The organism is Nonomuraea sp. NPDC049637 (genome assembly GCF_040675235.1).
Taxonomy (GTDB): Bacteria; Actinomycetota; Actinomycetes; order Streptosporangiales; family Streptosporangiaceae; genus Nonomuraea.
On sequence record NZ_JBFAOM010000009.1, the window covers coordinates 1,402 to 22,005 of the forward strand.

Sequence of the window (20,604 nt, forward strand, 5' to 3'; positions counted from 1 at the left end):
GCCGGCGCCGGCTTCCGTCTTTCCGCGTGGGGGTTGGGGGTTTGGACGAGGAGCGGGGCCGGGCCCCGTAGGCTAAGCACATGTCCCAGCACATCTTGACCGCCGTCGCGTGGCCGTACGCTAACGGCCCCCGCCACATCGGGCACGTCTCGGGTTTCGGCGTGCCGTCCGACGTCTTCAGCCGCTACCAGCGGATGGCGGGCAACAAGGTGCTGATGGTGTCCGGCACCGACGAGCACGGCACTCCGATCCAGGTGCAGGCCGACAAGGAGGGCGTCAGCGCCCGCGAGCTGGCCGACCGGTACAACAGGGTGATCGCCGAAGACCTGACCGGTCTCGGGCTCTCCTACGACCTGTTCACCCGGACCACGACGAAGAACCACTACGCCGTCACGCAGCAGATCTTCAAGGGCCTCTACGACAACGGCTACATCTTCCCCAAGACCACGATGGGCGCGATCTCGCCCTCGACCGGCCGTACCCTGCCCGACCGCTACATCGAGGGCACCTGCCCCATCTGCGGTTACGACGGCGCGCGCGGCGACCAGTGCGACAACTGCGGCAACCAGCTCGACCCGATCCAGCTCATCAACCCCAAGAGCCGCATCAACGGCGAGACCCCCGTCTTCGTCGAGACCGAGCACTTCATGCTCGACCTGCCCGCCTTCGCCGAGGTCCTGGGCGCCTACCTGCAGTCCAAGCAGGGCGAGTGGCGGCCCAACGTGCTGAAGTTCGCCCTCAACCTGCTCGGCGACCTCCAGCCCCGCGCGATCAGCCGCGACCTCGACTGGGGTGTGCCGATCCCGCTGGACGGGTGGCGCGACCAGCCCAACAAGCGCCTGTACGTGTGGTTCGACGCGGTCATCGGCTACCTGTCGGCCTCCATCGAGTGGGCCAGGCGCTCCGGCGACCCCGACGCCTGGCGCCAGTGGTGGCAGAACCCCGACGCCCGCGGCTACTACTTCATGGGCAAGGACAACATCGTCTTCCACGCCGAGATCTGGCCGGCGATGTTGTTCGGCTACAGCGGCATCGGCGCGCGCGGCGGCTCGGCCGGCGAGCTGGGCGCGCTCGACGTGCCGTCCGAGGTGGTCTCCAGCGAGTTCCTGACGATGGAGGGCAAGAAGTTCTCCTCCTCCAGGCAAGTAGTAATTTACGTGCGCGACTTCCTGGCGCGTTACGACGCCGACGCCCTGCGCTACTACATCGCCGTGGCCGGCCCCGAGAACCAGGACACCGACTTCACCTGGCAGGAGTTCGTCAACCGCAACAACGGCGAGCTCGTCGCCGCCTGGGGCAACCTGGTCAACCGGTCGATCTCGATGGCGTCCAAGAACTTCGGCGTGGTGCCCGAGGCCGGCGACCTGACCGACGCCGACCGGGCCATGCTGGAGCGCTCGCGCAACGCGTTCGCCCCGGTGGGCGCCGAGCTGGGCAGGTCGCGGTTCAAGAACGCGATCACCGAGGCGTTCGACGTCGTCCGCGAGGCCAACAAATACCTGGCCGAGCAGGAGCCCTGGAAGCTCAAGGACGACACCGAGCGGCAGAAGTCGATCCTCCACGTCGCCCTCCAGGTCGTCGACGACGCCAAGACGATGCTCACGCCGTTCCTGCCGAGCTCGTCCAACAAGGTCTTCTCGATGCTCGGCGGCCAGGGCGTCTGGTCGGGCATGCCGGAGATCCGCGAGGTCGACGAAGACGGCGGCGCCCCCTACCCCGTCATCACCGGCGAGTACGACGGCGCCGCGCGCTGGGAGCACCGGCCGATCAAGCCAGGCACCCCGCTCGCGCCGCCCGTGCCGCTGTTCAAGAAGCTCGACCAGAAGGTCGTCGAAGAGGAGCTGGGCCGGCTGGCCGACTGAGGCCGTAGTCCTTGAGCGTGATGGCGGAGGCGGTCTTCCTGACCGACTTCGCTATCACGCCCTTCCACGGCAGATACGGCATGATCTTGTAGTTCTGGTTCATGAACCAGGCCATCAGCCGGTTCTCCGGCACCATGAACTTGCTGACGCCCACGGCCGACTTCTGGCAGCCGGTGGCGTAGGCGCGCACCTCCTGCTCGTAGCGGGCGAACGCGGTGCGGTGGTCGCCGCCGGCCGCGGCCAGCTCGCCCGCCAGCACGTGCGCGCCGACCAGCGCGAGGCCCGTGCCCATGCCCGACAGCGGCGACGGGCAGCAGGCGGCGTCGCCGATCAGCACCACCCGGCCGCGCGACCACGAGTCCAGGTGCACCTGGCTGGTGGAGTCGAAGTAGAAGTCGTCCGCGTCCCACATCCTGCGCAGCAGCGTCGGCGTCTCCCAGCCGACCCCCCGGTACGCCTCGGCCAGCAGCTCCTTCTGCCGGGTGACGTCCCTGCGGTCGTGCTCCAGCGGCGGTGAGCCGAAGTAGAACATGGCCTTGGCCTCGGTGTTGTTCCTGGCGCTGTAGAGGCCGACCGTCTTGCCGGGCGTGCTGTGGAGCAGGCCCGTGTGGTCGAGGCCCAGGTAGTTGTCGAGGGTGAACACCGCGCAGTAGAGCCCGAGGTGGCTGGTGACGGCCTCTTCCGGCGCGTCGAAGGCCAGCGAGCGCACGTTGGAGTGCAGGCCGTCCGCGCCGACCACGAGGTCGAACCTGCGCGTCGCGCCCCGCTCGAACGTCACCGTCACCCCGTCCGCGTCCTGGGCGAGGGAGGTGATGGAGTCGCCGAAGACGTACTCGGCGCGGTCCTTGGTGGCGTCGTGGAGGATGCGGGCCAGGTCGCCGCGGAGGATCTCGACGTCGCCGGAGAACAGGTCGCCGGGCACGGAGGCGAGCTTCCTGCCGGACTCGTTGACGTACGACATGTCGCCCATGTGCGTCTGGAGGCGTTCGACGTCGGCGAGGATGCCGAGCGCGCGCAGCGCGGTCATGTGCGCCTCGCCGCGGAAGTCGACGGAGTAGCCGCCCTCGCGCAGGGCGGGGGCGCGCTCGACGACGGTGACGCGGTGGCCGGAGCGGAGGAGGTGGAGGGCCAGGGCGGGGCCGGCGACGCTCGCGCCGGAGATCAGGATGTCCATGCCCGAGAGCCTGCCGGGCCCCGCTCACCGCCCCCTCACCCCACACTCACCGCCACCCCGGCCCCGCTCACCGCATTCCTTGCCCTTGATCGGGTTTCAGGGCGAATCGTGGAGTGGGAAGTCGTCGATGGAGTGCAGGGGGGAGGCGTCGATGACCGCCGCCGGGACGCCGGCCAGCATCAGCGCCTCCCGGTGGGAGAGCCGGGCGCCCGCGCGCCGCGCCCTCGCGTACCCCTGCTCGCCCAGCGCCTCGCGCAGCCGCCGCGACAACCCGGCGACGTGCTCGTCCTCGGGCACGTCGATGCCGCGGATCGCGACGGCGGCGCCGAGCAGCGTGGCCGCGGCCGCCGGATCGTCGTCGAAGGCCAGCACCGCCAGCGCCTCGATCGCCCTGACGCTCTCCGACAGCGCGCCCGACGTGACCGTGCTCTCCATCGCCCGCAGGTAGGAGGCCCGCGCCCCGGCGGTGTCGCCCTCGGCCGCGGCCAGCCGTCCGAGCCCGACGAGCAGCCGGGCCATGTTGCCGGACGTCTTCACCCAGACCGGGTCGGACCGGCGCAACGCATCCTCGTAGAGCTCCCGGGCCCGGGCCAGGTCGCCCTCGCGTACCGCCACGTCGCCCAGGCCGCGCAGGGCCGCCGGCAGGATCGCGCCGCCGGTACGCCCGGCCAGCTCCGCCGCGCGCTCGTAGTCGGCCCGCGCGCCGGCCAGGTCGTGCCGGATGCGGTAGTCGCCCCGGTTGCAGTAGTGGTCGGCCAGGTCCTCCTCCGCGCCGAGCTGCTCGGCCAGCGTGATGGCCTCCTCGGTGCGGGCCAGCGCGGTGGCCTCGTCGCCGCACGTGCTGGCCAGCCAGGCCAGGGCGTCAAGCGTCATCGCCGAGCCCCAGCGCTCGCCGAGGCCGCGGAAGCCCTGGAGGGCCGCCTTGAGGTCCGCCTCGGCGGCGGCGAACTCGCCCGCCGCCATCCGCGGATAGGCCCAGATCAGCCGGGTGGCCGCCGTCTCCCACGCGTCGGGGCCGCGCTCGCCGCGCCGGATCAGCGCGATCGTGACGGCGGGGTCGACCGACGCCGAGGTGACCATCGGCCACAGGCAGGTGACGACCGGGTTCCGCAGGCCGCCCGCCGCGATCATCGTCTCGGCGACGTCCTTGTGGCGCTCCCACAGCTCGCGCCGCCCGCTCGCCGCGGTGAGCAGGGTCAGCAGGTACGCGTCCCCCAGCGCGGGATCGGGCCGTGGACCGGCCGCCTCCAGCAGGGCCGCCGCCGCCTTGGCGGGAACCGTGCGCATGCCGCGCATCCACAGCGAGAACGTCTGCGCGGCCAGCAGCCGCATCCCGAGCGCCACCTCGCCCTGCTCCACCGTCCAGCGCAGCGCCGCCTGGAGGTTGTCGTGGTCGGCCGCGAACCGGGCCAGCCACGGCAACTGCTCCGCGCCCCGCAGGCGAGGGTCGCCCTCCTCGGCCAGGGCCAGGAAGTACGCGGCGTGCGCCCGCCGGAAAGTCGCGGCCTCCTCGCCGAGCCGGTCGGCGCAGAACGCCCGGATCGTCTCCAGCATGCGGTAGCGGCCGCCCGACACCTCCAGGAGCGACTTGTCGGCCAGCGAGTCGAGCAGGTGCTCGGGCAGGCCGCAGACGGCCGCGGCGGCGGCCGCGGTGGCCCCACCGGAGAAGACGGTCAGGCGCATGGCCATGGCCTGTTCGGGCTCGGTGAGCAGCTCCCAGCTCCAGGCGACGACCGCGCGCAGCGTCTGGTGCCGGGCGTCGGCCGTACGGCTCCCGCGCAGGCTGAACCGGCCCTGACCGGCCAGGCGTTCGGCCAGCTCGGCGGCCTCGTGCGTACGCATGCGGGCGGCCGCCAGCTCGATGGCCAGCGGGAGGCCGTCGAGCGCGGCGCAGATGCGTTCGACCGGCTCACCAGGGGTGAAACCGGGACGTACGGCTTTGGCCCGGTCGGTGAAGAGCGTGCGGGCGTCGGAGGGGGTGAGGGGGCGTACCGGCCACAGGTGTTCGGGGGTGATCGCCAGCGGCTCGCGGCTCGTGGCCAGCACGCGTAACGCCGGGCACGCCGACAGCAGCCGCTCGGCCAGGGCCGCCGCCTCGCCGACGACGTGCTCGCAGTTGTCCAGGACCAGCAGGGCCGGCCGATCGGCGAGCACCGCGACCAGGCGGGCCAGCGGATCCGGCTCACCGGACGCGCCCAGCGCCGCGGCCCCCAGCAGCGCGCCGTCGCGTACGCCCAGCGCGGCGAGGACCGCTCGCGCGAGGTCGGCCCCCGGGCCGAGCGGAGCCAGCTCGACCAGGACGGCGTCGCGGTGGTCCCTGGCGAGCTCGACCGCCAGCCGGCTCTTGCCCGCGCCGCCGGGGCCGAGCAGCGTGACGAGACGGGCGGCGGCCAGCAGCGCCCGGACCTCGGCCAGGTCGCCGTCGCGGCCGACGAAGCTGGTGAGCCTGCCGGGCAGCGGCACCGCCGCTGTGCCCGTCACGACCCGGGACGCCGGAGCCGGAGCCGGAGCCGGAGCCGGAGCCGGGGGCGGGGGCGGGGGTGGGCTGGTCGCGCCGCGCAGGAGAGATCGGTGCAGGGCGGCGAGTTCGGGGGAGGGGTCGGCGCCGAGTTCCTCGGCCAGCAGCCGCCGGGTCTCCTCGTAGAGCACCAGCGCCTCGGCCGGCCTGCCGTCGGCGCGCAGCGCCCGCATGAGCTGGCCGCGCAGCCGTTCGCGCAGGGGGTGGCGCTGGACGAGCTCGCCCAGCTCGGGGATGACGCCCTGGTGGCCGCCGCAGCGCAGGTCGGCCTCGATGCGGTCCTCCAGCGCGGCCAGACGGCGCTCCTCCAGCGGCGCGCCGTGCACGGGGTCGAGGTCGGCGAAGGCGGGCCCCCGCCAGAGGGCCAGCGCCTCCCGCAACAACTTCCCGGCCAGCACGGCGTCGGCTCTGTCGATCTCGGCCGGGCCGGCGTCGGCCCGGTCGGTGTCAGCCCGGTCGGTGTCGGCTCTGACGGTGTCGGCTCTGGCGGCGTTCGCCCGGTCGGCGGGGTGGTGGCCGAGGAGGGCGGCGCGGCCGGTGTCGGCGAGGTGCAGAAAACGGCCGGCGTCGAGGTCGTCGGGGGCCACCGGCAGCCGGTAGCCGGCGGGGGTCAGCTCGACCGGGATCCCGTCGCCCCGCAGGCGGGAGACCTGGGAGTGCAGGGCGTGCTGGGCGTTCTTCGGCGAGCGGTCGCCGTACAGGAGGTCGACGAGGCGGTCCTGGCTGACGATCTCGCCCGGCCGGACGAGCAGCAACGCCAGCAGCGCGCGCCTGGCCGGACCACCCAGGGGTACGTCGACGCCGGCCGCGTCCCATGCCCGGGTGCTGCCGAGAATGCCGAAGCGCATGGAGGCTACTTTAGATGCGTGAGCAAGACTCCCGCCGCGCCCGAGCCGCTTTCCGCACCGGTGTTCGACAGCCACTGCCACCTGGACATCATGGTGGGCAACAGGCAGGCGTCCTCGGGCGACCCGGTGGCCCAGGCGGCCCAGGCGGCGTCGGCCACCGTACGGTCCATCCTGCGCGACGCCCGCGAGGTCGGCGTGACCAGGCTCGTCACCATCGGGTACGACCTGCCCTCCTCGCGATGGAACGCCGAGGTGGCGGCCGAGCAGGAAGGCGTGTACGCCGGGGTCGCCATCCACCCCAACGAGGCCCACGAGGCGACCCCCGAGGTGCTGGCCGAGATCGAGGCGCTGGCCGGGCAGGCCGACGTCCGGGCGGTGGGGGAGACCGGCCTCGACTACTTCCGCGACTGGGCCGGCAAGGACGACCAGCACGCGAGCTTCCGCGCGCACATCGAGATCGCCAAGCGCACCGGCAAGGCGCTGGTCATCCACGACCGGGACGCGCATGACGACGTCCTGAAGGTGCTGGCCGAGCAGGGCGCGCCGGACAGGGTGGTGTTCCACAGCTACTCAGGCGACGCCGAAATGGCGAAAAAGTGCGCGGAAGCCGGATATTTCATGTCTTTCTCCGGTCCCGTCACCTACAAGAACGCCGGCTACCTGCGCGAGGCCGCCGCCGTCGCCCCGATGGAGCTCATGCTCGTCGAGACCGACGCCCCGTACCTGCCGCCGGTCCCGTACCGGGGCAAGCCCAACGCCCCCTACCTCATCCCGCTCACGCTGCGCTGCCTCGCCGAGGTCAAGGGCGTCCATCCGGACGAGTTGTGCGCGGCGATCAGCACCAACGGAGTCACGGTCTTCGGCGAGTGGTGACCATCTTTCGGTGCGGCTTTTCGTGAAGCGGTGGAGGCGGGCGCGCCGCCGCCGCTAGCGTTCGGGCGGTCCCTGGCCGTTTCCGGAGGTGGTTCGTGCGAGGCAGGAGGCGTGCGCCGCGTCCGCGGATCCCCTGGCGTTCCCCGTGGACGCCGGTGGTGTGCGTCGTGGGTACGCTGGCCGCCGGCCTGCTGGTCGCGGCTTCGTACCTGGTCAAGGACGTCGTCGTGGTCGTCGACGGCACGCCGGTGGCGATCCGCGGCTTCGCCGCGCGGGTGGCCGACGCGCTCGGCGAGGCGGGCGTGTCCGTGGGGCAGGGCGACGTCGTGCGTCCCGCGCTGAGCGAGGCCGTCGCCGACGGCTCCACCATCGAGGTGCGCCACGCCCGCCTGGTCACGCTGACCCTCGACGGCCACACCACCACCCACCTGGTCACCGCCACCAACGTCCGGGACGTCCTGGCCGAGCTCGACGTCGAGGCGGCGGCCGGCAGCCTGTCCGCGCCGCCCGGCCGCCCGGTGCCGCTGTCGGGCATGTCGCTCACGGCCTACACCGAGCGCAGGGTCTACGTGGTCGCGGGCGCCACCCGGCTCGCCGCGCGCACCACGGCGCGTACCGTCCGGCAGGTGCTCAGGCAGGAGCGCGTCGCCGTCCGGCGCGGGTCCATGGTGCGTCCGCCGCTCGGCAGCTTCCCCGAGGACGGGACGGTCATCACGGTCATGCCGCCGCGAGCCGTACAGATCCCGTGGGAGGTGACCCGGCTCGACTGGCGGGCGCTGGCCGACTGTGTGGCGCGTGGCGACCCCCAGGCGTACAACCCCGACGGCCCCTACTACGGGATGTACCAGTTCAGCCTGCCCAGTTGGCAGGCGGTCGGCGGCGTCGGCCTGCCGAGCGCCTGGCCGGAGGAGGAGCAGACCTACCGGGCGCAGCTGCTCTACCAGCGGGTCGGCGGCCGGTGGCAGACCCAGTGGCCCAACTGCGGCGACCGCCTGTTCACCTGACGCCACCCTGTCCGGGCCCCTGCCGCTCACGCCGGGCCCCTGCCCGGGCCCCTGCCGGGGGCCCGGCTCGTTCATCGGGCCCCGCTCACCCGGCCAGTGAGGTGCCGAAGTCGGTGCCCTTGGGGGGTTGCACCGACTGCACGTCGTCGGCATTGCGCGGCGCCACCGCGACCTTCCCGTACGGCGGCCCGTCCGGCTGGCCCACGAAGAGCTTGTTCCCGCTGAAGGCCACCGACCAGCCGAACAGCCCTTCGGCCGTGGCGAGCTTCCGGTCGTCGGCCGGGTTCTTCCACGAGAACACCTGGACGCCGCCGCCGTAGGGCGCGCCGACGGCCAGCCTGCCGTCCGACGAGGCCGCCATGGAGAAGCCGAACGCCTGCCTGCCGCCCTGCCTCAGCATCCTGGTCTGCTTCCTGGCCGGGTCGAGGAGCTGCACGTAGCCGGGGCCGGGCGCGCTGACCGCGTAACCGTTGCCCTCGGCGTAGGCGACCGCGTAGCCGTACCGGTCGCCGGAGGCCTTGGTGGGGGAGTCGAGCTTGAGGCTCACGATCCGGGGAGCCAGCACGTCGTCGATGAAGACCACCGACCCCGAGTCGATCTTGCCGGCCTGGACCTGCCGTCCCGCTCCGTCGTCGTTCTCGTACGGGACGCCCACGACCAGGCCGTTGCGCGGCCCGATCGCCAGCGACCAGCCGAACTGGTCGCCGACCTCGCTGTTGCCGCGCACGTCCACGGTCTCCTGGCTGATCCGGCGCAACGCGCCCGAGCCCTGGCGCACGTAGACGGCTCCGGCGTCCTCGATCTGGCCGTCGTCCTCGTAGGGCGCGCCGATCGCCGTCAGTCCGCCCCTGGCCGCCAGCGACCAGCCGAAGTGCGCGAACCGCTGCGGCTGCGGGGCGGTCAGGCGTTGCGGGGGCGCCGCCTTGCCGCCGTAGACGACGTAGACGCTGCCCGCGTCCTGCTCGCCGTCCACGTCCGCGAAGGGGGCGCCGATCAGCAGGTCGGCGCAGGAGTCGCCGTTGACGTCGGCCATCCGTACGGACCAGCCCAGCCCGTCCCCCTTGACCGGCCCCGGCACGGCGACAGGGGTCACCTTGGCCCCCGACAGCAGGTGGACCGACCCCTTCTGCCCGTCGCCGAACGGGTCGCCCACGGCCACGTCGTCCGCGCCGTCACCGTCGAAGTCGGCCGCTCCGGCGCAGGCCGCCGCCGACGCGGCGGCGGGCGCCGGTGTCAGGACGCCGCCGGCGGCGAGCAGGACGGCCATCGCCACCGCCTTGAATGCGCCGGCGGGGAGCGTTCGGACGGGGCTCACAGGGCGACCTCGATCTGTCGGCCGTTCTCCAGCACGGTCGCGGACATCTTCACGGGCCTGCGATAAGGCGCCAGGTCGAACACGAAGGCGCCGTCCACCCGTCCGCCCGGCTGGAGGGCCGGGGGCAGGGTGACCGGGGCGGGGGCGTGCTCGCCCCCCTTGTCGTCGACCATGGTGACGACCGGCCGGACGAGCCGGCGGGGTTCACCGCCTGGATTGATCACGGTCCAGTGGACCACGCAGAGCTGCCCCTTCGTGGTGGTTTGCCCCTCGAACTCCTTCAGCCCGCACTCCGGCGCCTCCGGCACGACCACGACCGGGTCGTCGAAGTTCCCGCCCAGCGCGAACCTGCGGCCCACGTCGCCCGCACGCGGGTTCGTCACGGCCTTGGAGGGGGTGTTGGAGGTGGCGACGGAGGAGGAGTCGCGGCCGGAGTTCACGATCAGGACGGTGACGGTGACCACGATCGCCAGGACGGCGGCCGCGGCGGCGATCAGCCAGCGGGTGCCCTTCGTGCGGGTGCCGCCCAGCGTGTCCGGTTCTTCGGGGGCGTACGTCAGGGCACCCGGGTCCGTGCCTCCGCCGCTCCAGGACCCGTCAACCGACCGGGAGCCGGCGGCGAATCGATGCTCGGCACCGGATCGATGCTCGGCGGCGGGTCGGGAGCCGGTGAAGGGACGGGACTCGGTGGCGGGCCGGGTATCGGTGGGGGGCTGCGACTCGGTGGGGGGCCGGGACTCGGCGGTCGGTCGGGGCCGTGCCGGTTGGCCGCCCGAGGCGGCCTGCCTGCGTGCCAGTTGGCGGGCCTGCTCAAGCTGGCGCTCCTGCTCCTGGCGGCGGGCCTGCGCCTCGGCCTCCCAGCGCGCCAGCTCCTCGCGGGCGGCCTGCTCCTCGCGCCGTGCCAGCTCCTCCGGGGACGCCTGCCGCGCCCCCGCCTGCCCGCCCGCTAAGTCGGTGGCCCCTCCAGAAGCGTTCCGAACATCGGACCCGGCACCAGCCCCGAACGCCCCGGGCACCTTGGGCCGCCCCGCCCCCGCTCCTGGCCGCGCCGCCCCCGCTCCGGGGCCTGGACCTGCTCCGGGCTCTAAGCCCGCTCCTGCCCCGCCTCCGGGCCCCGAGCCTCCTCCGGGTCCCGAGCCTCCTCCGGGCCCCGAGCTCCCTCCGGGCCCTGAAACCCTTCCCGGACCCGCGGCACTCCCGGGGCCGGGGTTGCGCGCGCCCGTGGCGTCGCTCGGCGGCGGGGTCGTGAACGTGGCCGTGATGTCCGGCTCGTCCACGACGTTCTGCGGCGGCTCCCAGTCGGTCAGCATCTCGGTGGCGACCAACGTGGGCGGATTGTCGGCGATCGCCGGAGTGCTCCCGCCCACCAGCGCGATCAGGAGCTCCTGGGCCGTGGGCCGATGGGCGGGATCCATGGCGGTGGCACGGCGTACCAGCTCGTTGAGCGGCGCGGGAAGCGCGCCCAGCTCGGGCGGCGTGTTCAGCACGCGGGTCGCCATCGTGATGGGATCGCCCCGCCCGAACGGATGCCGCCCGTTGCCCGCGTACGCCACCAGGCACCCCCAGGCGAAGATGTCCGCCGCCGGGGACACCAGCTCACCCCGCACCTGCTCAGGAGCCCACCACCCGGGGCTGCCCAGCAGTTCCCCGGAGAGCGTGAACCCGGTCTCCCGGTCCAGCGCCCTGGCGATCCCGAAGTCGATCACCCGCGGCCCGGACAACGACAGGATGACGTTCGCCGGCTTCAGATCCCGATGCACCAACCCGGCCACATGGATCGCGGCCAGCGCCGCGGCGACCCCCAGCGCCACGCCGTGCAGCGGCCCCGGGTCGAGCGCCCCGAAAGTCACGATCTGGTCGGAAAGGGGAGTGCCCGCGATGTACTCGGTCACCATGTACGGGCGTCCGTCCCCGGTGTTGCCGTTGTCGAGCACCTGAGCCGTGCAGAACGACGCCACCCGGCGTGCGTTGTCCACCTCGGCGTGGAAGCGGGCGGCGAACCCCTCCTGGTTGGCGAACTCCGCCTTCACCACCTTGAGCGCGACGAACCGCCCCGTCGGGGCCCTGGCCAGGAAGACGGTCCCCATGCCGCCTTCGCCGAGCCGTCCGAGCAGGCGGTAGGGCCCGATCTCCCGCAGATCGGTCGGACGGAGCGGCGCGGCGCCCGTTGGCTCCATCAGGGACGTCCCTTCCTGTTCCACGCCATCCTCTCCTTAGGTCTCCCCCATCCGCCATCGCAGGTTCTTCGATGCGGGAGACTGGTTGGATGATGAGGCTGTTGGGCCCTGCAGAAATACGTATTTTGGCGAACAAGCTAGATCTTCGCCCCACGAAAAAGCTAGGCCAGAACTTCGTGATCGACGCGGGGACCGTCCGGCGCATCGTCCGCGTGGCCGACCTGTCGGCCGACGACGTGGTCATCGAGGTCGGGCCCGGCCTCGGCTCGCTCACCCTGGCGCTCCTGCCCGAGGCCGCGCACGTGGTGGCCGTCGAGATCGACCCGGTCCTGGCCACCCAACTGCCCCTCACCGTCGCCGAGCGCGGCCCGTCCGACCGGCTCACGGTCGTCAACGCCGACGCCATGAAGATCTCCCTCGACGACCTCGCCGGTCACGACCCCACGGCCCTGGTGGCCAACCTGCCGTACAACGTGGCCGTCCCCGTGGTGCTCCACCTCCTGGAGACGCTGCCCTCGCTGCGCAAGGGCCTGGTCATGGTGCAACTGGAGGTGGCCGACCGCCTCGCCGCCGGTCCCGGCTCCAAGGTGTACGGCGTGCCGTCGGTCAAGGCCGCCTGGTACGCCGACGTACGCCGGGCGGGCCCGGTCGGCCGTACGGTGTTCTGGCCGATCCCCAACGTCGACTCCGGCCTGGTCTCCCTCACCCGCCGCGAACCCCCCGCCACCACGGCCACCAGGGAAGAGGTCTTCGCCGTCGTGGACGCCGCCTTCGCCCAGCGCCGCAAGACCCTGAGGGCGGCGCTGGCGTCCTGGGCCGGCAGCCCGTCCCAGGCGGAAACAGCACTGAGAGCGGCCGGCGTGGACCCCTCGGCCAGAGGCGAACAACTCACCATCGACTCCTTCGCCCGAATAGCCGAACAAAAGCCCTAACCCAACCCCCACCCTCAAAGCCCACCAGAGCACCCCCTTCACCCCCCAGGGCTTTGGGGTCCCGCGACTTCTTGGGGGCTCCGCCACCTCACGGCCCTTCACCCCGAGTGCTCCAGCGCCGCACCGACCTCAGAGCCTCACCACGTCACGGCTCGGGGCTCGCCACCTGAAACCTCAGGGTTCCTACAGCCCGAGGCGTCCACGTCCGCGAGCCCGGCCGCGTCCGACCTCGGCCCACAGAGTCTCCCTCCTGGGCCCGCACACCTCCCAGGTGCCTCGCAGCGAGCCCCCCGACACCAGCCGGTTGTCCACAACCCCAAGACACGCAACACCTACCTGTCCACAGAACCCCGTTCGGCCCCTCCGCTCCCGGGCCACCCACGTGATCCTGGCTCCCGTCCCTCATCACGACGAAGGAGCCACCGATGAGCACCCGCCACCACATCACCCAACTGTCGATCATCCTCAGCAGCGGCCTCCTGACCGCCACAGGAGCCCACCCCGCCCCCGCCAGAGCCACCCCCACTCCATGCCTCAGGGCCACCATCACCATCCCCGCCGCCGGCGCCAAGGCAACCGCCACCACCCGCTGCCCGGCCCCCCACCACCCCAGGAAACCGAAGCCGAAGAAACCCAGAAAGCGTCCGAAGCACAAGGGCGAAATCGCAGCCGCAGCAGCCCTCACCCAGTTGGGCGTCTCGTTCTCGTGGGGCGGCGGCTCCTCAAGAGGCCCCACCATCGGAGTGGGCACCGGCGCGAACACAAGAGGCTTCGACTGCAGCGGCCTCACCCTCTACGCCTGGTCCAAAGCCGGAGTGAGGCTCGCCCACTACACCGGCACCCAGTTCCGCCAGGGCCGCAGAGTCCCCCTCGCCTCCAGGCGCAAGGGCGACCTCCTCTTCTTCGGCGGCACCGGCGACCCCACCCACGTAGCGCTCTACCTGGGCGACAACATCATGATCCACGCCCCCCGGACCGGCGACGTAGTCCGAAGAACCAACTTCCTGAACTCCGCCTACTACCGAACCGCCTACCGAGGAACCATCCGCCCCACCTGACCCCCGGAAGCCCGCCCCCTCCGGACGTCCCCCCAGGATGTCCTCCCCGGCCACCCACCTCCGGACGTCCACCACCTCCGGACGTCCAACACCCATGGGCGCCAGCCAACTGTGGCCGCTCGTCAACCAGGGCGCCCGCCGTCCCGGGCGCCACCAACTGCTGACGACGCGCCCCCGGCAGGCGGCCATCCACCCTGGACGCCACCGTGAACGCCACCTACCGCCCGGCGCAGACCGCCACCAACTCCTTCACCACCGACTCGAGCAACGCCTGATCCTCAGCCCCCGCCGGCTCGTACTCCATGAGCCCCAACCCCACCACCTCGAACCGCTCCGCAACGGCCCTCACCAGCTCCACAAGCTCCTCAGGCCGGAACCCGTCAGGCGTAGGAGACCCCACGCTCCCGAAGATCTGCGGATCAAGCACATCGAAGTCGACATGCACATAGACAGCCGTCCGCTCCGCGCCCCCCGCCGCAGCCGCAGCACCAACAGCCTCGACCAGAGCCTCCACATCCGCCGCCCGAACCCACCGCACACCCTGATCCTCGACGAACGCGACCTCGGCCGGATCCAGATCACGAACCCCCGCCAGCACGACCTGCCCGGCCCCGACCGGCTGCCCGGCCACCAGCCCGTCAGGCCCTTCACCGGTCAACGCCCTCAGGACCATGCCATGAAAGGCCCCCGACGGCGACGACTCCGGCGTGTTCAGATCCCCATGCGCATCGAACCAGACGACGACCATCCCATCCCCGAACCTCCGCCGCGCCGCCGCCACCGGCTCCAGTTCGACACCGCAGTCCCCGCCCGCGGTGACCAGAAGCCCGTCCCACCCAGCCTCGGCGACCGCCGCCCGAACCCTGGAGGCAGTGACCACCAGATCATCGTCATCGACCTCGACCTGAATCCGACGATCGGCGTCCACCATCTCCGCAACCAGCCGAGCCCCCTCACGCAGCCGCTCAGCCGTACGAGCTCCGGACCCCCGCCACTGCGGCACCTCGACAACCGTCACCTCGGACACGAGCACCTCCACATCAAGTAGTCCTCTCAGCATCCCAAGGCGCCGTTCCGGGGAGAAGGTCGGCGGAGGAAAGGCGTCGCGGAAAGACGGCAATGTCGGCGTATGACCACCTGACTGGCAGAAAGGAGGACGAACCTCACTCTGCGTGGCCCGCAGTCGGCCATCTCACACGTCTAATTCCGAGAACCGCATGTCAGCGCACCCCACCCCGATAACATCGAGTGTCCTTGACCCCGGCAAGCGATGAAAGTGGCAGAAGATCGATGAGTTCGGTGACCGTACGTGTGCCCGCGAAGGTCAACGTGCAGCTTTCAGTCGGCCCGCTCCGGGAAGATGGCTACCACGACCTGGTCAATGTCTTCCACGCAGTGTCGATCTTCGATGAGGTGGTCGCGAAGGAGGCCGAGTCGATCACCGTCACGGTCAACGGCAGATGGTCCGACCAGGTGCCCGTCGACGACGACAACCTCGCCATCCGCGCCGCCCGTGCCCTCGCCAAGCACGCGGGCCGCTCGTACGGCGCCGACCTGATCATCGAGAAGGCCATCCCGGTCGCCGGCGGCATGGCGGGCGGCAGCGCCGACGCGGCGGGGGCCCTCGTGGCCTGCAATGAGCTCTGGGGGCTCGGCCTGCCCTTCGAGGACCTCATGGAGATCGCCGGAGACCTGGGGAGCGACGTACCGTTCTCGCTGCTCGGCGGTACGGCGGTCGGCACCGGCCGCGGCGAGCAGCTCAGCGAGCTGCCCACGGGCGGCACGTTCCACTGGGTGTTCGCGCTGGCCGACGGCGGCCTCTCGACCGCCAAGGTCTACGCGGAGTGCGACCGTCAGCGCGAGGCTTCGAACGCCCGCGTGCCCTGGCCCGAGCTCGACGCCCCGCTCATCGAGGCCCTCGGCACTGGCGACGCGTACGCCCTGGGCGCCCATTTGAGCAACGACCTCCAGGCCGCCGCTCTGGCCCTCCGTCCCGAGCTCGCCACGACCCTCGACAGCGGGCGCCAGCACGGCGCGCTGGGCGCGATCGTCTCCGGCTCCGGCCCCACCTGCGCCTTCCTGGCCATCGACGCCACCCACGCCCGCGACCTCGCCAACAGCCTCACCGCCACAGGCGCCGCCACCACCACGGTCGCCGCCCACGGCCCCGTAACCGGCGCCACCCTGCTCTGACCCCCTGACGACACCCCCAGCGCCTCCAGCGCCCCCAACGACCACAGCCACGCCGGCCCCGCACGGGGACGCCCCGCTGGGCCCGCCACGGCGGACGGCACGGCGGACGGCATGGCGGGCGGCATGGCGGACGGCACGGCGGACGGGACGAAGATCCGGCGTTGCGGCCCAAGGCCACGGCTCCAGGCGTTGGTTTGCGGTGCGTGTTGAGGCGACGGCGGCGTCGATGAGGGGCGGAGGGCTGGTGGTTGGCGCCGTCATCATCCGCGCTTCAGCCACCGGCATCCGGATCTGAACATCCGTGGGGTACGGGGGTCCGGACCCGGCCCGTACGGACCTGCTGATCACGGCGGGAGGTGGTGCGGGGTGCCCGGCGTCGCGTGCACCTTCACATCGTGTGAGGGCCCGACGTTCCATCGGGCGGGGACGACGTGAACAGCAGATGGACGTGAGCTGGGCACTCAAGGCGGGCATCAGGTCCGGCAATCCCCGGCCCGTAGACGATCAAGGGACGTCGAGGGCGTCGGGAAGCGGTTGAGGGGACCGATACCCTGGACACGTCATGAATCTGGTCAACCTTGAGTCGGTCTCCCACGCCTACGGGCCCAAGCCGCTCCTCAGCGACGTCTCCCTGGGCATCGAGGCCGGGGAGCGCATCGGCGTCGTCGGCCGCAACGGGGGCGGCAAGACGACCCTGATGTCGGTCATCGCCGGTGACGTGCGTCCCGACAGCGGCCGGGTCACCCACACGCGCGGGTTGCGGGTCGGCTTCCTGTCCCAGCAGGACACCCTCGACCCCGAGGCCACCGTGAGCCAGCTCGTCCTGGGGGACAGGGCTGAGCACGAATGGGCAGGTGACCAGCAGGTCCGCGAGATCCTGGCGAACCTGATCGGCGACCTCGACCTCAGCGCCAAGGCCGCCGCGCTGTCCGGCGGCGAGCGCCGGCGTACGGCGCTGGCCCGTCTGCTCATCGACGACCACGACCTGGTCATGCTCGACGAGCCCACCAACCACCTCGACATCGAGGCGATCGCCTGGCTCGCCGCCCATCTGGCGGCCAGGAAGAGCGCCCTGCTGGTCGTGACGCACGACCGCTGGTTCCTCGACGCCGTCTCCACCCGCACGTGGGAGGTCGTCGACGGCCGGGTCGAGCGCTACGAGGGCGGCTACGCCGCGTACGTGCTGGCCAAGGCCGAGCGCGCGCGCATCGCCCAGGCAGCCGAGGAACGCCGCCAGAACCTCATGCGCAAGGAGATCGCCTGGCTGCGACGCGGCCCGCCCGCCCGCACGTCCAAGCCGAAGTTCCGGATCGAGGCCGCGCAGGCCCTGATCGCGAACGAGCCGCCGGCGCGGGAGACCGTCGAGCTGATGCGGTTCGCCGCGGCCAGGCTCGGCAAGACCGTCTACGACCTGGAAGACGTCACCCTGCACGCGGGCGGCCCCGGCGACGGGCCGCTGGTGCTCGATCACTGCACGTGGCAGTTCGGGCCGGGCGACCGGATCGGCCTGATCGGCGTCAACGGGTCGGGCAAGTCGTCGGTGCTGCGGTTGCTCGCCGACAGCGTCCAGCCGGACTCGGGCCGGGTGATCCGGGGCAAGACCGTACGTCTGGCGCATCTGTCCCAGGAGCTGACCGAGCTCGACCCGTCGCGGCGGGTGCTGGAGTCGGTGGAGGAGATCCGCAAGTACCTCCAGCTGGGCAAGCGGGAGTGGACGGCGTCCCAGTTGCTGGAGCGTCTGGGCTTCAAGGGCGATGCGCAGTGGAAGGTCATCGGCGACCTGTCCGGCGGTGAGCGGCGGCGGCTGCAACTGCTGCGCCTGCTGATGGACGACCCCAACGTGCTGCTCCTCGACGAGCCCACCAACGACCTCGACATCGAGACGCTCAACGAGCTCGAAGACCTGCTGGACGGCTGGCCCGGCACGCTGATCCTGGTGAGCCACGACCGTTACTTCCTGGAGCGGGTGACCGACCGGTGCGTGGCCCTGCTGGGTGACGGCAAGCTGGTGATGCTGCCGGGCGGGGTCGACGAATACCTCGAACGCCGCAGCGCCGGCACGGCGGTGACCGCCCGTATCGGCAGCGCGCCTGCCCCGGCGTCCGGCGCTTCGGCCCCTGCCGCGGCTTCGTCCGGCGCGCAGCCGGAGACCGGGCTGTCGGCCAAGGAGGAACGCGAGCTCCGCAAGGAACTCAACCGCCTGGAACGTCAGCTCGACAAGCTCGGCGACCAGGAGGCCCGCCTCCACGCCGCCATGGCCGAAGCCGCCAGCGACTACGCCAAGCTGGGCTCCCTTGATGCCCAGCTACGCGACGTCCTGACCCAGAAGGACACCGTCGAGGCGGAATGGCTCGAAGTGGCCGATCGCCTCGGCGACTGACTCCCGCACGCTCTCGTACGCAAGGGTTCGCGCCGGTTCGACGGCTGCCGCAGAGGCGGCGTCAGCGGACCGGCCTGGAGCCGTCGCCGGTGCGGGGGCGCAGGGCAGTGGCTGACGTGGCGGCTTCCGCCGCAGGCCGGCGAGGCCCATAGGGGTCATTCCCGTCGACCCACCTCAGGACCGACGCCCGCTGACGTCGGCGGGCCAGGACCCCGCGCAATCACGAAACCGCATCAAACCAAAGAGAACCCCGCAGAAGAGCGGCAGCGCGGCAGAACAGCACCGTGGAAGCGCAGAACCGTGGAAGCGCAGAACCGGGGAACCGCGGAAGCGCCAAACCGCGGAACTGCGGAAGCGCAGCACCGCAGCACCGCGTAACCGCAGCACCCGGCAGAACAGAGCCGCACACAACCGCTCGCCGCCGCCCCTGCCGGGACCGCCGCCGGACGCCGGGCCCTGAGGTCATCCCCGGACGGGGGCCGCCGGCCGCCGTCCGCGCCGGACGATCGTGCGTACGTAAAAGGGCTATTGGGGGGAGTCGAAGGGGGCGAGGAGCAGGCGGAGGAGGGCGGCGAGGGAGCGTTGGTCGGCGGGTTGGAGGCCGGAGAGCAGGTCGCGCTCACGCCGGAGCAGGTCGGCGAACGCCGCGTCCACCCCCGCCACCCCCGTGTCCGTCAGCGACACCAGCACGCCGCGCCGGTCCTCGGGGTCGGGCCGCCGCCGCACCAGCCCGGCCTGAGCGAGCCGGTCGATGCGGTTGGTCATCGTGCCGGACGTCACCAGTGTGGCCCGCAACAGGGCCCCGGGGCTCAGCTCGTACGGCTTCCCGGCCCGCCGCAACGCGGTGAGCACGTCGAACTCCCAAGGTTCCAGATCATGTTCGGCGAACGCCGCCCGCCTGGCGCGGTCGAGATGTTTGGCCAGCCGTGACACCCTGGAGAGGACCTGGAGGGGCTCGACGTCGAGATCGGGCCGCTCGATCCGCCATGCCGCGACCAGCCGGTCGACCTCGTCATCCTGTGGCGTCATGACACAGAGTCTACTGTCTTGACATCGAGATATCTCTCTCGATATCAATTATCTCTATGTCAAGAGATATCTGGGACCCGGTGACCTACGCCGTCTACGCCGACGAGCGGTCGCGGCCGTTCATCGAGCTGATGTCCAGAGTCGGTGCGGTGGCTCCCGATTATGTCGTGGACGCCGGCTGCGGCAGCGGCGAACTCACCGTCATGCTGGCCGAACGCTGGCCCGGCGCCACCGTCGAGGGCTTCGACGCCTCGCCCGCGATGATCGCCAAGGCCCGCAAGCTCACCAGCTCGGTGCACTTCGCCGTGGCCGACGTCGACACCTGGCACCCCGACCGCCCCATGGACGTGATCGTCTCCAACGCCGTCCTGCAGTGGGTGCCCTCCCACCATGGCGTGCTCGAACACTGGCTGGAGGAGCTGGCCCCCGGCGGCTGGCTGGCCTTCCAGGTGCCGGGCAACTTCGACGCCCCGAGCCACGTCGCGATCCGCGAGCTGTGCGCCTCCCGCGCCTGGTCCGACCGGCTCAGCGACCTCAACAGGGCCAACCCGGTGGACGACCCGATCCAGTATCTCGACTTCCTCAACGACGGCGGCTGCCAGGTGGACGCCTGGGAGACCACGTACGTGCACCTGCTCCAGGGCGAGAACCCGGTCCTCGACTGGGTGTCCGGCACGGCCCTGCGCCCGATCTTCGACCGGCTCGACCCGGAGGAGCAGCGGCGGTTCAAGGCCGACCTGGCCGGGCCGCTCGCCGAGGCCTACCCGGCCAGAAGCTACGGCACCCCCTTCCCCTTCCGCCGAATCTTCGTGGTGGCCCAGAAATAACTGATGGCCCGGAGACAAGCTGAGGAGACCCCGCAGATGACGATCAAAGCCCTGCACCACGTGCAACTGGCCGCGCCCAAGGGCAGCGAACCCGAGCTGCGCGCCTTCTACGGCGACGTGCTCGGCCTGACCGAGGTCCCCAAACCGCCGGAGCTGGCCGAACGCGGCGGCGCGTGGTTCCGCGGCGACGGCGTGGAGATCCACCTCGGCATCGAGGACGACTTCAGGGCCGCCCGCAAGGCCCACCCGGCCTTCCTGGTCGAGGACGTCGACGCCTACGCCGCCAGGATCCCCGGCGCGGTGCCCGACGACCTCTTCCCCGGCTACCGCCGGATCTACGTGACGGACCCCGTGGGCAACCGGATCGAGCTCCTGCAAGCCGTGTGATGTTCACCTCCAGGTGGCATCATGGTC

At 71.8% G+C, this 20,604-nt stretch carries 15 protein-coding genes; 9 read left to right on the forward strand and 6 right to left on the reverse strand.

Features of this window, described 5'->3' with window-relative positions:
- Positions 1–80 precede the first annotated feature (80 nt).
- A complete protein-coding gene (metG, locus tag AB0J71_RS14680) occupies positions 81–1,862 on the forward strand; it encodes a methionine--tRNA ligase (RefSeq protein ID WP_364414483.1) in 1,782 nt (593 codons plus the stop codon).
- Here the strand turns inward: metG and AB0J71_RS14685 are convergent.
- Positions 1,807–3,036, reverse strand: coding sequence for an FAD-dependent monooxygenase (locus tag AB0J71_RS14685; protein ID WP_364414485.1), 1,230 nt, complete (start codon positions 3,034–3,036; stop codon positions 1,807–1,809). The genes metG and AB0J71_RS14685 overlap by 56 nt on opposite strands.
- A gap of 96 nt (positions 3,037–3,132) precedes the next feature.
- Positions 3,133–6,402: a BTAD domain-containing putative transcriptional regulator gene (locus AB0J71_RS14690; protein WP_364414487.1), complete on the reverse strand. Its 3,270-nt coding sequence runs from the start codon at positions 6,400–6,402 to the stop codon at positions 3,133–3,135.
- Between the two features lie 18 nt (positions 6,403–6,420).
- Between AB0J71_RS14690 and AB0J71_RS14695 the strand changes: the two genes are divergently transcribed.
- Positions 6,421–7,275, forward strand: coding sequence for a TatD family hydrolase (locus AB0J71_RS14695; protein WP_364414489.1), 855 nt, complete (start codon positions 6,421–6,423; stop codon positions 7,273–7,275).
- A 167-nt stretch (positions 7,276–7,442) separates the two neighbouring features.
- Positions 7,443–8,279 carry a ubiquitin-like domain-containing protein gene (locus AB0J71_RS14700; RefSeq protein ID WP_364414491.1) on the forward strand — a complete coding sequence of 279 codons (837 nt, stop codon included), beginning with the start codon at positions 7,443–7,445 and terminating at the stop codon, positions 8,277–8,279.
- Between the two features lie 85 nt (positions 8,280–8,364).
- Here AB0J71_RS14700 and AB0J71_RS14705 read toward each other — a convergent pair whose 3' ends face one another.
- Entirely contained in the window at positions 8,365–9,594 is a 1,230-nt protein-coding gene (locus AB0J71_RS14705; RefSeq protein ID WP_364414493.1) for an FG-GAP-like repeat-containing protein, read from the reverse strand.
- A complete protein-coding gene (locus AB0J71_RS14710; protein ID WP_364414653.1) occupies positions 9,591–11,771 on the reverse strand; it encodes a protein kinase in 2,181 nt (726 codons plus the stop codon). Before AB0J71_RS14710 ends, AB0J71_RS14705 begins: the two co-directional genes overlap by 4 nt.
- A 71-nt stretch (positions 11,772–11,842) precedes the next feature.
- Between AB0J71_RS14710 and rsmA the strand changes: the two genes are divergently transcribed.
- Positions 11,843–12,703 (forward strand): 16S rRNA (adenine(1518)-N(6)/adenine(1519)-N(6))-dimethyltransferase RsmA, encoded by an 861-nt coding sequence (gene rsmA / locus AB0J71_RS14715; protein WP_352321949.1) that lies wholly within the window; start codon positions 11,843–11,845, stop codon positions 12,701–12,703.
- A 425-nt stretch (positions 12,704–13,128) separates the two neighbouring features.
- Positions 13,129–13,761: an NlpC/P60 family protein gene (locus AB0J71_RS14720; RefSeq protein WP_352321950.1), complete on the forward strand. Its 633-nt coding sequence runs from the start codon at positions 13,129–13,131 to the stop codon at positions 13,759–13,761.
- Positions 13,762–13,978: 217 nt separating this feature from the next.
- Here AB0J71_RS14720 and AB0J71_RS14725 read toward each other — a convergent pair whose 3' ends face one another.
- Positions 13,979–14,800, reverse strand: a complete 822-nt coding sequence (locus AB0J71_RS14725) for an arginase family protein (protein ID WP_364414495.1) — start codon at positions 14,798–14,800, stop codon at positions 13,979–13,981.
- A 251-nt stretch (positions 14,801–15,051) separates the two neighbouring features.
- On the opposite strand from AB0J71_RS14725, the gene AB0J71_RS14730 reads away from it, so the two are divergent.
- A complete protein-coding gene (locus AB0J71_RS14730) occupies positions 15,052–15,954 on the forward strand; it encodes a 4-(cytidine 5'-diphospho)-2-C-methyl-D-erythritol kinase (protein ID WP_352321954.1) in 903 nt (300 codons plus the stop codon).
- Between the two features lie 562 nt (positions 15,955–16,516).
- A complete protein-coding gene (locus tag AB0J71_RS14735; RefSeq protein ID WP_352321955.1) occupies positions 16,517–18,334 on the forward strand; it encodes an ABC-F family ATP-binding cassette domain-containing protein in 1,818 nt (605 codons plus the stop codon).
- Positions 18,335–18,859: 525 nt separating this feature from the next.
- Here the strand turns inward: AB0J71_RS14735 and AB0J71_RS14740 are convergent.
- Positions 18,860–19,363 carry a MarR family transcriptional regulator gene (locus AB0J71_RS14740; RefSeq protein ID WP_364414497.1) on the reverse strand — a complete coding sequence of 168 codons (504 nt, stop codon included), beginning with the start codon at positions 19,361–19,363 and terminating at the stop codon, positions 18,860–18,862.
- Between the two features lie 56 nt (positions 19,364–19,419).
- On the opposite strand from AB0J71_RS14740, the gene AB0J71_RS14745 reads away from it, so the two are divergent.
- Together AB0J71_RS14745 and AB0J71_RS14750 are read left to right on the forward strand one after the other, a co-directional pair.
- Positions 19,420–20,190, forward strand: coding sequence for a trans-aconitate 2-methyltransferase (locus AB0J71_RS14745; RefSeq protein WP_352321959.1), 771 nt, complete (start codon positions 19,420–19,422; stop codon positions 20,188–20,190).
- A 36-nt stretch (positions 20,191–20,226) separates the two neighbouring features.
- On the forward strand, positions 20,227–20,577 hold the full coding sequence (locus tag AB0J71_RS14750) for a VOC family protein (RefSeq protein WP_364414499.1): 351 nt from the start codon (positions 20,227–20,229) through the stop codon (positions 20,575–20,577).
- Positions 20,578–20,604: the final 27 nt, after the last annotated feature.

What these genes read in the sequence shown, in the direction of transcription:
- AB0J71_RS14720 (WP_352321950.1), top strand. Translation starts at nt 13,129, where the DNA reads ATGAGCACCCGCCACCACATCACCCAACTGTCGATCATCCTCAGCAGC.
- AB0J71_RS14710 (WP_364414653.1), bottom strand. Translation starts at nt 11,771, where the DNA reads ATGGAGCCAACGGGCGCCGCGCCGCTCCGTCCGACCGATCTGCGGGAG.
- AB0J71_RS14740 (WP_364414497.1), bottom strand. Translation starts at nt 19,363, where the DNA reads ATGACGCCACAGGATGACGAGGTCGACCGGCTGGTCGCGGCATGGCGG.
- AB0J71_RS14690 (WP_364414487.1), bottom strand. Translation starts at nt 6,402, where the DNA reads ATGCGCTTCGGCATTCTCGGCAGCACCCGGGCATGGGACGCGGCCGGC.
- AB0J71_RS14735 (WP_352321955.1), top strand. Translation starts at nt 16,517, where the DNA reads ATGAATCTGGTCAACCTTGAGTCGGTCTCCCACGCCTACGGGCCCAAG.
- rsmA (WP_352321949.1), top strand. Translation starts at nt 11,843, where the DNA reads ATGCGGGAGACTGGTTGGATGATGAGGCTGTTGGGCCCTGCAGAAATA.
- metG (WP_364414483.1), top strand. Translation starts at nt 81, where the DNA reads ATGTCCCAGCACATCTTGACCGCCGTCGCGTGGCCGTACGCTAACGGC.
- AB0J71_RS14750 (WP_364414499.1), top strand. Translation starts at nt 20,227, where the DNA reads ATGACGATCAAAGCCCTGCACCACGTGCAACTGGCCGCGCCCAAGGGC.
- AB0J71_RS14730 (WP_352321954.1), top strand. Translation starts at nt 15,052, where the DNA reads ATGAGTTCGGTGACCGTACGTGTGCCCGCGAAGGTCAACGTGCAGCTT.
- AB0J71_RS14745 (WP_352321959.1), top strand. Translation starts at nt 19,420, where the DNA reads ATGTCAAGAGATATCTGGGACCCGGTGACCTACGCCGTCTACGCCGAC.
- AB0J71_RS14685 (WP_364414485.1), bottom strand. Translation starts at nt 3,036, where the DNA reads ATGGACATCCTGATCTCCGGCGCGAGCGTCGCCGGCCCCGCCCTGGCC.